Origin of the sequence: Okeania sp. SIO2C2, assembly GCF_010692625.1 — a bacterium.
GTDB lineage: Bacteria > Cyanobacteriota > Cyanobacteriia > Cyanobacteriales > Microcoleaceae > Okeania > Okeania hirsuta.
In genome coordinates this window covers 222,085-234,410 of sequence record NZ_JAAHGM010000004.1, presented here as the reverse complement: position 1 = coordinate 234,410, position 12,326 = coordinate 222,085, and the positions used below count along the sequence as shown (strand labels likewise).

The window sequence follows — 12,326 nt, the reverse complement described above, 5'->3', positions numbered from 1 at the left end:
TGCCAAAAACAAAGTAAAAAAAAATGAACTTTTCCCATAAGAATAAAAAATCACTAAAAAATTATAGCTTGACAAGCAAACTAGGATTAATATTACTAATCATCTTAGGTTATTTAGGCAATTATTTCAAATTACCTTTATTCTTTGGGGTAGATTTTCTCTTCGGTAGTATTGCAGTGTTTATGATAGTCGAACTCTATGGAGTTATATGGGGAACAATAGCCGCCTTCATTGCTGGTAGTCACACATACTTCCTCTGGCACCATCCCTATGCGATCGCTATCTTTACTCTGGAAGCTATATTTGTGGGAATAATGTTAAAGCGTCGCCCTTGGCAAAATATAGTCTTGCTAGATGGAATATATTGGCTTTTGATTGGGATGCCTCTAGTAGCATTATTTTATGGATTAATGTTGAACGTAGGTACAACACAAACTGTATTAATTATGTTGAAGCAGTCAATTAATGGCTTTTTAAATGCCTTAATTGCTAACTTGATTATCAGTTATTTACCTATACATCAACTGTTTAAATTATCTAAAAGTTACAAAAAAATCTCTTTTCAAGAAACTATTTTTCACTTATTAGTCGCATTGATTTTATTACCTGCTTTAATCCTCACAATATTGAATGGACAACATATACTAACAATAGTAGAAAAAGATATTCAAAAAGAACTGAAGGCAACAACAATTCCTCTGGTAAATAATTTACAGTTTTGGTATCAAAAACACTTGTATGCTGTTGAAGAATTAGCAAAAATAGCAGCTCAAGTACCTGAGAATGAAATATCTACTCTTCAACAAAGTACATCAGTAATAAAAAAAGCATTTACCTCTTTTTTAAAAGTATATGTTACTGATGCTAAGGGTAATATAATTGCGGCTGAACCTGCATTGAATGAATTAGGAGAATCATTAGTCAACTTAAACATATCTAATAAGTATACTTGGAGCAAACTTGCCAAAGAATTGCAACCACAAGTTACAGATATTCATAGAGATAAAGCATCTCCTTTTCCTCATATAGGTATCATAGTACCAATAGTCAAAGAGAATAGCTTCCAGGGAATAGTTTATGCTTCTGTCGGCATAGCTGAATTAGGTCAACTTCAGCAACTAAATACTCAAATAAAAGAAATAAATATAATACTGGTTGATAGCAAACAATACATCATTACTGAGGGTAGCTCAGAGGCAACTACGAAGGAAAAATTTGACTTACAGGAAACAGGAAATGTGGAATACGAAGGAGATATCTTTAAGTGGCAACCAACAACACCAGGAATGCCAAAGATGAAACGATGGAAAAAATCTTTCTATGGAAAAAAGATGCAAATTAGTGCCGATCTTCCTTGGACTCTATATGTAACATTACCTACAGCTCCTTACATAGACTTCCTAGAAACGAGTTATATTAAAAATTTGGTGACAATGCAAATAATCGCAGTGGTAGGATTAATCATATCAGTCTTAGTGAGCAAAAAATTAGTAGCACCGATGTTAACACTGACACAAGTAACCACAGACTTATCTCAAAAACTACTGTATCAAGAAGCTCCTATAGGTTTGGCAAAGAAGAGTAGAATCGCAGAAATTAATACCCTCACTGCTAACTTTCAGTCAATGCTATTAGCTTTACAGGAAAAATTTACTGAAATTAAGCACACAAACGAATCTCTAGAAAACCGAGTCAGGGAAAGAACTCAAGAACTACACAAAAAAAATCAAGACCTCAGTGCAGAAATTCTTCAACGTCGCCGGATAGAATCTATTTTGAGCGATCGCGAAGAACGCTATGCACTTGCTATATCTGGTACAAACGATGGTATTTGGGATTGGGATATACAAACAAATCAGGTTTACTATTCACCTACCTGGATGAGAATTATTGGTTACGAAGACGATCCACTTCCTCACACTTTATCTACTTGGTCAGATAATATACATCCAGACGATCTAGAAGCAACTCTCAGAGATGTAGAAGCACATTTAGCAGGGGAAACAGAACGTTTTCAGCATAACCATCGCATCAAACATCGGGATGGGCATTATGTCTGGATATTGACCAAAGGACAACGTATTTGTGACGAATCAGGTAAACCCTATCGCGCTGTTGGCACAATAACAGACATCACAGAGAAGAAACAAGCAGAAGACCGAACCAGAACTGCTAAAGAAGAAGCAGAAATTGCTAACCGAGCCAAAAGTGAATTTCTGGCAACAATGAGCCACGAGATCCGGACTCCAATGAATGCAGTTATTGGGATGACAGGTTTACTGTTAGACACAGAGCTAAACTCACAACAGCAAGATTTTGTCGAAGTTATCCGCAACAGTGGAGATGCTTTATTGAGCTTAATTAACGATATTCTTGATTTCTCTAAAATTGAATCTGGCAAACTATGTTTAGAGGAACAACCTTTTAATATCCGAAGCTGTATAGAGGAATGTCTAGATTTATTGGCTCCAAAAGCAGCCGAAAAAAATTTAGAGCTAGCTTATCTAATACAGCAACAAACTCCTGAAGTTATAGTAGGAGATGTAACTCGATTACGTCAAGTATTAGTTAATCTCCTCAGTAATGGAGTCAAATTTACAAAAACTGGGGAAGTGGTATTATCAGTAACAGCTTCACTTCAAAATCAAGATTTAAACCCTTCCCAAAAAAGGGATTGTCCCATTCCCAATCAAACAGAATGTCTAGAATCATATGTTCCCTGCTCTACTGTCTACGAAATACAATTTGCGGTTAAAGATACTGGTATTGGTATTCCTAAAGAACGTATGGATCGTCTGTTCAAACCTTTCAGTCAAGTTGATGCCTCTACAACTCGTAACTATGGAGGGACAGGGTTGGGATTAGCTATTAGCAAGCGGTTAAGTGAAATTATGGGAGGAAAGATGTGGGTAGAAAGTGAAGCAGGAATTGGTTCGACTTTCTTTTTCACTGTAGTAGCTACTGCTATTGGCGAAAATTCATGTCTTGGTCAGAAATCAGAAACTGAAACAATATTAAAAAATAAACATTTGTTAGTTGTAGATGACAATGCTACTAACAGGCAAGTACTAACACTTCAAGCAGAATCTTTATGTATGATTTCTCAAGCTGTAGGTAGTGGGCAAGAAGCGATAAATTTATTACAGTCAGGACAGACATTTGATTTTGCGATTCTAGATGTATATATGCCAGTAATGGATGGCTTCACTCTAGCTAATAAAATTCGCAAGTTACCTAATTGTCAAGAATTACCTTTAGTTTTTCTCAGTTCTCTAAGTCAACTAGAATACTCTACTCAGAACGTTAATATCAATGCTACTGCTTATCTCAACAAACCAATTAAACAATCTCAACTAGAAAAAGTGTTAGTAGGTATCCTGAGAGAGAGTATAGTTGATAGTACCCAAAAATCTAAAATTCAATCAAATTCCAAGTTAGCAGAAAAATTACCTCTGAAAATTCTATTAGCTGAAGATAACGTCGTTAACCAAAAAGTAGCAATTAATATTCTCAAAAATTTAGGATATCGAGTTGATGTTGTCGCTAATGGTTTAGAAGTATTAGCCGCTTTACGTCGTCAATCTTATGATGTGGTACTGATGGATGTACAAATGCCAGAAATGGATGGTTTGACTGCTACACGCCAAATTTGTACTGAATGGGAAAAAGAAAAACGCCCGCGTATTATCGCTATGACAGCCAATGCAATGCAGGGCGACCGGGAAAATTGTCTAGCTGCTGGTATGGATGATTATATTAGTAAACCAGTTCGCTTAGAAGCATTGACTACAGTTTTAAGTAAATGCAGTCTCCCAGAAACAAAAACTGAACAAGATGTTTTACCTCAACTAGAGTTAAAAGGAGTCGTCGATCTATTAGTGTTGCAAGAGTTGAAGGAAATGGCTGGAGGTGAATCAGAGCTTTTAGTAGAAGTAATTGATTGCTATCTGGAAGATTCACCTAAACTTTTAGATGAAATGAGTCAAGCAATTAAGCAACAGCAGGCAATATTACTACAAAGATCTGCTCATAGTATGAAATCTAGCAGTGCTTCTGTGGGAGCTAGTAATTTGTCTGAGCTTTGCAAAGAGTTGGAATATATTGGGCGTGAAGGTACAACAGAAGGAGCAGATAAGATTTTCTCTCAGTTACAAGCAGAATATCAGCGGGTTGACACTGTCCTACGGTCGGAACTTCAAGCTTATATTTGAAGGAAGAAGGAAGAAGGAAGAGCTATTGGTAGTGGACTGTTTCATCTAAAATGGTGCATTAGAATAGCCAGTCAAAAGTTACTCTTGCTAAGACAAGCGATATAGCTGCCGCACTTGCTCCGCCAACGCAAAAAACAGACAACCAAAAACAAGCGATCGTTAAAAACAGACAGCCAAAAATAGACGTTCTGGACGCTCCACAACTAAAATAGTGGAATAGAATAGCCAGCAATATGAGGACAATAATTATGGGAAGATTTAGCATTAATTTCTGCAGTGAGAATTCCTACTAAAAAACCACCGATACTTTTAGCATTAGGTTCGGCTTTTTCTATTGGCATTAAATCTACATTTTGTACGCCATCAAATTCTTTAATTTCCGACAACATATTCTCGGTATCTGTTTGAAGCTGTTCCTCTTCTAATTTTGGATCAGATAGAGTAATTGTTAGTTGAATATTTTTAATGACATAATGTTTAATTGTTAGTTTTTAGGTAAGCATTCAGCCATCAGCTGTCAGCTATCAGCTATTGCTTCTAGTTTAGGATAAAAGCTTTATTAATTATCTTACTACAAATGAATACTTGCTTCATTCATTAAAAAGCTTATAGCTCCTTATTCTTTCTTCTTCTTTCTTCCCTCCTGACCAAAAAAGAGGGTCTCAACTCTCCCCTTTCAAGGGGATGAAAAAGCGGTCGTTTAGCTAGCGCACAACTACGTTAACGGCTGTCGCCGACATGAAAAGTGGAGCTTCCCGTAGGGTGGGATGGCGAGGAAACCTGCGCCATATCCATGAGACCAAGAGAAGATAAACTTCAGTATTTCAAGCCTCCCTATTACAGGAGGTACTGATAACTGATAACTGATAACTGATAACTGAAATGACTCCTAAATTAAATCAGGCGTGTTTTCATCAAAATCATCAAAACCATCATCACCATCATCATCATCATCTATTAAGTCATCTTCCAAGTCGCCAGGAAAATCAGACTCAAAATTATCGGATACAAAATCTGAGTCATCTAAAACTGACTCACTATTGTTTAAAATCTGAGGAAAATCAGGCATACGATCGTCTATCAATTGATTTCGATCTTGAGATATGCCTTGAGAATCTGCAAAATTATTATTCACAGGTGATAAATCCAGACCACTTTCTAATTCTAATGAACGTGCTGTTTGATCGTCTAACACTACACTTTGTAAATTATCTTCCTCAATCAGATCCACATCCTCATCCCAACTTTGTTCTAAACGACTAATCTCTGCACTCAGAGCATCTTCATAAGCATTAAAACCAGTACCTGCTGGAATCAACCGCCCAATAATCACATTTTCCTTCAATCCCCTTAACCAATCAGACTTACCTTCAATTGCTGCCTCCGTTAAGACCCTTGTAGTCTCTTGGAAACTAGCTGCCGAAATAAAGCTATCTGTATTCAAAGATGCTTTTGTAATCCCTAACAACATTGGCGTATACTGAGCTGTTGCTCCACCAGTAATAGACATAGCCTCATTCACCTGTTCCACTTGTCGTAATTCTATCAACTCTCCAGGCAACATAGTAGTATCACCACCATCATCAATCCTCACCTTAGCAGTCATCTGACGCACAATTACTTCAATATGTTTATCAGAAATATCTATACCCTGAGATTGATAAACCGCCTGCACCTGGTCTACCAAAAACTGCTGACAAGCCTCAAAACTCCTCAAACAAGCCTCATAAATGCTTTCATGGTCGCGGTAATAGTTGAAGAAAATCTCCAGAATTTCATGGGGGTTTCGGGGTCCATCTGTCAGTGATTCACCCACATTGACATTTTGTCCATCAGAAGCAATTACATTCTGCCCAGGACCGATCGGATAATCTGTAATTGTGCCGTCAGGCGAAACCACACTAAGCTCCACATTATCCTCATTAACCTTAACCTGAGCTTGACCAGGATACTTCACTAAAATACAAGACTCTTTTGGTTTACGAGCCTCCAACAATTCCTCAATTCGAGGTAAACCCTGAATAATATCCCCAGTCTTAGCACGCTCAAACACCAACAGTACTAAATTATCTCCTCGTTGTACCAAATCTCCATCCATGGTCAGCAGTATCGCCCCTGCAGAAACACGATAAGGTCGGCCTTGACGTAAGATAACTTGATAACCTTCTTCACCATTATCTGCAACTGTTTTCTGAATTTTAGAAACCAGACCTGAGTGTTCAATAAATACTCCAGGAGCAATTTCCGTACCAGCAACTAATAAATCCCCTTGAGCTACAGATGGCAAAGTATTAACTGGTATTTTAATTAAGTCAGCATCTCTGACGATCAAAATACGACGAATAGCTTCCGAACCTTCTTTGATACCGCGTACCTCACCAGCTTCCTTAGATAAAATTTCTGTGCGAGCAACCACAGCTCCAGCTTCAATCACATCCCTATCTTTAACCAAAAGTTCGGTACTTGTACTACCATGGGTTGTATCTGCAGTTACATCGCGACGAATTACCAAAGATTCTAGAATCACCAACTGCAAACGCATTACTCCCTCTTCCTTTGGATCTGGTGATAACTCAATATCAGCAGCTAATTGAGGAGCTTCTTCTCCAATTTCTAATACTAACTGGGTTCGCAGCAATTCCACACCTTCTACAGATTTAACTCGTTCCCCATCTTTAAAAGGAATGCGTTGTACTGCTCTTAACTCAATGGAAGAATTAATTGATTTCTGAGAAGGAACACCAGGATCGTCAGGGACATGAAATTCCGTTACAGGCCGTAATAATAATCCAGGGTTTTCTGGAGTTTCTACATATTCAATATACTTTAACTCAGAGACTGTTAATCCTGGCACCACTTCCTTTCCTGGCATTGCAATCTGACCATTGATTAGAGTCAAATCCCCTAAATCTGTTTCATAATCTCCACTATGTAGTTCACCTGGTTTAATTACCACTTCCCTGAGAATATCATTTTTTTGGTGTACTTCTACAACTCCATTAGACAGACAGAAAATATCCTTAACTATCTCTGTACCTGCTTCTACATATTGACCATCTTCTACCAATAGCAAAGATATATCTTTATTGACTTCGTGGCATTCTTCAGGAATCCATAGTAATGTACCACCTTTTGTCACTTCGTAGCCTTGTTTAGCTTTACCGCGTTTGAGAACTTCTACTCCAGCATATTTAATGATGCCACCTGTAGTAGTTTTATAATTTTCTTCTAAAAGTTCAGCAATAACTTCGTGGTTGCCAACCTTACTGCCAGGAGTAACTTTCAAAGCAAATCGTTGATGATTTTGGGCTTCAATGATGTACTGGTCTCGGTTAGCAATAGTTTCCATCCTAACTTTTGCCTGGTCTAGTCGCACACTTGCAGTAATGACTTCAATCTCACGAGGTAGATTATTTTGTGCTTTCGTATGTACTGGCAGTTCGGTAGGAACGTTAGTCGTAGTCACTGATCCTTCAGACTCATCCGTTGTTGCCTGTGGAGTTCCTGCACTCAACATATTTTGAGTTTTTTCCGTAGAAGGAATTCGTACCACACCGCCATGCTCTGTCACCAACTTAGTCACAGCAATTACACTATTAACATTAATTGTAGTAGCATTTTTGATTACTGCTTCTGCACCTGGTGGCAGATTATAAACTTCTCCTGATAAGATCCATATCAGACCTCCTCTTTGAGCAATGCGCGTTGTCGTTCCTTGTCTGTCTACCTTTTCTTCCTGCACCAACTTAGCAAATAGAACTTCCCCTGCTAAATCTGAGGCTACTTCTTTTGTAACTTTCTCCGTTGTTTTTCTGACCTGACCTGCCTTTGGTACTTCTGCTAAAATGTCTCCTGCTAACACTTGTTGGTTATTTTGTACCATCAAAATAGAACCTTGAGCAATGAATATACTTTCTTGACCGCCATTAGTTCCTACTATTGTCAGGTCAAAATTATTTTCTGCAATCATTGCTTCATCCCCATGACGAGTCCGGAATGACCTAGTACGCACATTTGATGGATACTTGACTACACCTGCAAAAGGAGATGTGAACTGACGTGCTACTTCCCCTGTAAATACACCACCAGTATGGAATGTCCGCATTGTTAATTGAGTACCTGGTTCGCCGATAGACTGAGCAGCAATAATCCCAATAGCTTCTCCCATATCTACTATCTGACCATGAGCTAAACTCCACCCATAGCACTGTTGACAGACAGACCGGGGTGATTCACAAGTCAATGGCGATCGCACAAATACTTTTTCTACACCTGCTTTACCTATTGCTTTAGCTAAATCTTCTGTAAATACTTGATTTCTGACTGCTTGAACACCACCACTACTAATAATTTCTCCTGTTTCTGGATGTTTAACATCCTCTCCTGCCACTCTACCTAATAACCTATCTTGTACGGGAATCAACACGCGTTCACCATCTTTCATGCTTGTCACCGTTACTCCCCGCTTTGTGCCACAGTCTGCTTCCCGAACTATTACATCCTGAGAAACATCAACTAAACGACGAGTCAAATAACCGGAGTCCGCAGTCCTCAATGCTGTATCAACCAAACCTTTGCGCGCACCATAGGAGGAGATAATATACTCTGTTACAGTTAAACCTTCCCGGAAATTCGTCTTAATTGGCAAGTCAATAATTTCCCCTTGTGGATCTGCCATCAGACCACGCATTCCCACCAACTGACGCACCTGAGAAATATTACCCCGCGCTCCAGAAAATGCCATCATATAAACTGAGTTCAGAGGGTCTGTTGATTTAAAGTTACGAACTACCTCATCTTTAAGATTTTCACTGGTAACATTCCAGGTATCAATTACTTTTTGAAAGCGTTCTACTTCAGTAATTTTTCCTTTTGTATAGCGGTCAGTTGTATCGCGAATTTCTTCTTCTGCTGCATCTAAAAGTTGTCGTTTAGAAGCAGGTATTCGTAAATCATCAACACTAATAGAAACTCCTGCTTTTGTCGCGTAACGAAATCCTAAATCTTTTAATTTATCTGCCATGTGTGCAGTTCTGGCTGTACCATAATTATTAAAAGACCAAGAAATTAGCTTTTTCAATTGACCCTTATTAATAACTCTATTCCGAAAAATCATGTTATTCTCTACCTTTGTTTATTAGTTTACTAATTTTATTTACAGCTGTTTTCGAGTTGATGAGGTACAAAGTTTTATTGTTCTAGGGAACAGGGAACAGGGAACAGGAAATATAAGAATAGTTTTACCGAATAATTAATAATTAATAATTAAATAATTCTGGTTTAAACCCTCTCCTTTTAAAGGGAAAAAAAGTGCTAGGATATTTCCTTATATTCAATTCCGTAACGGTTAAAACCCGAGGTAATTATCAATTATCAATTATCCATTATCCATTAATGAAAACTGTACCTCACGCTTCCTCAAAAGTGCTGTAGATCAAAAACTGTTCTTCAAGGAAAGAGAAAAGAGTAAGTAGTTTTGTTTTCTGCTTCCTCACCTCTTCCTTCTCTTGGCGATCAACAGCGGTGTCAGGTCAGTTTGCTAATGTGCGACCTGGTTTGTGGTACTTTCCACCTCTGTCGCTGATGCGGTGAGTTAGTGCGGTCTTTAGGGTCTCCCCAAGTGGAGCACTAATACCGTTTCACGGAACTCAGAAGTCAGAAGTGAAAGTTTATAGACTTAAAGTAGTGGTTATACACTAATTTCAGCTTATTCTTTCACATCATCAGTTGCCAACTATGGCGTTGCTGATTTGAGGTATGATATTTTGTCCGGATAAGAGGGCGAGCAAAAGACTTTCTCCTTCTACTCCTGTTTCTTCTTCTTTCCTCCTGACTCCTGAGGACTGACTCCTGACTCCTTTACAAAACACTTTCAATTGTTTGATTGAGAATTATGCGACCAGGTGTTGTCACCACAAACTGTGTCGCTGCTTCTCCATTTATTTCCCGCACCTGGCGAGATTTAATATGAACCTGTTTAATTTTTCCCTGTGGAGTATAATGAACCCGATACAAGTGATAACGCTTCACTACCTCTCCATTTTCTAGAGTTTTCTCTGACTTCAACTCTCCCAAAGTATCAGGTAATATTTTGCTATCCAATGGCATCCAATAACTTTTAACCGCCACTTCTTCTGATATCTGTTGGATATCGGGAGGCATTTCTTCTGGTTTATCTGTTTCGACCGTCACATCACCAGGCAACCTCAAATACACATAAGTATGCAAACCTAGCTTAGACTGTTCATAAGCTAAAACTACATCATTAAAGTTAGCAAAATATAGTTCTTCTCCACCTTGCTCTCTATGGTTTTCTGCTGTCAGATAATAACAACCTAATACCATATCTTGAGAAGGGGTAATAATTGGACGACCAGTCGCTGGAGACAGAATATTATTCGATGACAACATCAATAATCTTGCCTCTGCTTGCGACTCTAGAGAAAGTGGCACATGAACCGCCATTTGGTCGCCATCAAAGTCAGCATTAAATGCTGGACAAACTAAAGGATGTAACTGAATTGCACGACCATCTACTAAAATAGGTTCAAAAGCTTGAATACCTAATCTGTGTAAAGTTGGTGCCCGGTTCAACATCACTGGATGACCTTCTATTACTTCCTCCAGCACATCCCAAACATTCGGGTCTCCCCTTTGAATCAGTTTTTTGGCAGCTTTAATATTATTAACTAATCCCTGACGAATTAACCGATGAATAACAAATGGTTGAAACAATTCTATTGCCATTTCTCGTGGTAAACCACACTGATTAATTGCCAATTTCGGTCCGACAACAATTACCGAACGTCCTGAATAATCAACCCGTTTACCTAACAAGTTTTGCCGGAAACGACCTTGTTTTCCTTCGATAATATCACTCAAAGATTTCAGAGGTCTGTTGTTTGCTCCCACAACAGTGCGACCGCGACGACCATTATCAATCAAAGCATCAACTGCTTCTTGCAACATTCGTTTTTCATTACGGATAATAATCTCTGGTGCTAAGATTTCTTGCAATCTTGCCAAGCGATTATTTCGGTTAATCACTCGTCGATAAAGATCGTTCAAATCGCTAGTTGCAAAGCGACCACCATCCAACTGTACCATTGGACGTAGATCGGGTGGAATAACAGGAATAGCATCTAAAACCATCCATTCCGGTCTTGAACCCGTAGCGACAAAATTATCAATTACTCGCAAACGTTTGATTAATTTGGCGCGTTTTTGACCTTTAGAATTAGCAATTTCTTCCCTTAGTTTTTCTGCTTCCTCCTCTAGAGCAAGATTTTGTAATAAGACTTGTAAAGCTTCAGCACCAATGCCAACTTCCACCCCAACTATTGTTGAATCTTCGCTATAAATTTGATCTTCAATTTCTAGCCAAACATCCTCTGTTAACAGTTGCCTATAACTTAAACTTTCGTGATTTCCTGGGTCTAGTACCACATAAGCATTGAAGTAAACAATTTGTTCTACATCTCGCAATGGCATATCTAACAAAATTGCCATATAACTCGGAATACCCTTGAGATACCAAACATGAGTAACTGGTGCTGCTAATTTTATATATCCCATACGGTGACGGCGCACCCGTGACTCAGTTACTTCTACTCCACATCTTTCACAAACAATACCTCTATGTCGGACTCGCTTATACTTTCCACAATGACATTCCCAATCTTTCGCCGGACCAAAGATGCGTTCGCAAAACAATCCATCCATCTCTGGTTTGAGAGTCCGGTAATTAATAGTTTCTGGCTTAGTAACTTCTCCTACGACTGTACCATTTGGTAGAGTTCTTTCTCCCCAGAGACGAATTCTTTCTGGAGAAGCTAGACCAATTTTGACATAATCAAATCTTTGTTCAAGTTTTGGCATTTTTACAATAAAGAGTTAAGACTACAAAATTAATAGGCATTGCACATTCAGCGAATGATTTTGGATTAGGGAACTGAGGAATTGTTATACCGTTTCACTAAAGTCACCAAGTCAAAAATCAGAAGTCAGAAGTGATATTAATGGAACTTAAAACCTCCACTATACAGTAATTTCAGCTTATTATTTTACTTCATCAGTTACCAACTATTTGTGATATTTTTTAAGTGAATTGGTATT

The 12,326-nt window shown here is 38.4% G+C and carries 5 protein-coding genes; 1 reads left to right on the top strand and 4 read right to left on the bottom strand.

Going from position 1 to position 12,326, the window contains the following annotated elements; translation table 11 throughout:
- The first annotated feature begins 23 nt into the window (after positions 1 to 23).
- A complete protein-coding gene (locus F6K18_RS04560) occupies positions 24 to 4,211 on the top strand; it encodes a response regulator (RefSeq protein ID WP_287519061.1) in 4,188 nt (1,395 codons plus the stop codon).
- Positions 4,212 to 4,414: 203 nt separating this feature from the next.
- On the opposite strand, the gene F6K18_RS04555 is transcribed toward F6K18_RS04560, so the two are convergent.
- From F6K18_RS04555 to F6K18_RS04540, 4 genes are all read right to left on the bottom strand, one after another.
- Complete coding sequence (locus F6K18_RS04555; RefSeq protein WP_287519059.1) at positions 4,415 to 4,600, bottom strand: hypothetical protein; 186 nt, start codon at positions 4,598 to 4,600, stop codon at positions 4,415 to 4,417.
- A gap of 500 nt (positions 4,601 to 5,100) precedes the next feature.
- Positions 5,101 to 9,327 carry a DNA-directed RNA polymerase subunit beta' gene (locus tag F6K18_RS04550; protein WP_287519057.1) on the bottom strand — a complete coding sequence of 1,409 codons (4,227 nt, stop codon included), beginning with the start codon at positions 9,325 to 9,327 and terminating at the stop codon, positions 5,101 to 5,103.
- A 607-nt stretch (positions 9,328 to 9,934) separates the two neighbouring features.
- On the bottom strand, positions 9,935 to 10,081 hold the full coding sequence (locus F6K18_RS04545) for a hypothetical protein (RefSeq protein ID WP_287519055.1): 147 nt from the start codon (positions 10,079 to 10,081) through the stop codon (positions 9,935 to 9,937).
- Positions 10,071 to 12,089 (bottom strand): DNA-directed RNA polymerase subunit gamma, encoded by a 2,019-nt coding sequence (locus F6K18_RS04540; protein ID WP_287519052.1) that lies wholly within the window; start codon positions 12,087 to 12,089, stop codon positions 10,071 to 10,073. Before F6K18_RS04540 ends, F6K18_RS04545 begins: the two co-directional genes overlap by 11 nt.
- Positions 12,090 to 12,326: the final 237 nt, after the last annotated feature.

Bases quoted from the DNA above. Each gene is read 5' to 3' on its own strand.
- F6K18_RS04560 (WP_287519061.1), top strand. From the start codon at position 24: ATGAACTTTTCCCATAAGAATAAAAAATCACTAAAAAATTATAGCTTG.
- F6K18_RS04555 (WP_287519059.1), bottom strand. From the start codon at position 4,600: ATGTTGTCGGAAATTAAAGAATTTGATGGCGTACAAAATGTAGATTTA.
- F6K18_RS04550 (WP_287519057.1), bottom strand. From the start codon at position 9,327: ATGATTTTTCGGAATAGAGTTATTAATAAGGGTCAATTGAAAAAGCTA.
- F6K18_RS04540 (WP_287519052.1), bottom strand. From the start codon at position 12,089: ATGCCAAAACTTGAACAAAGATTTGATTATGTCAAAATTGGTCTAGCT.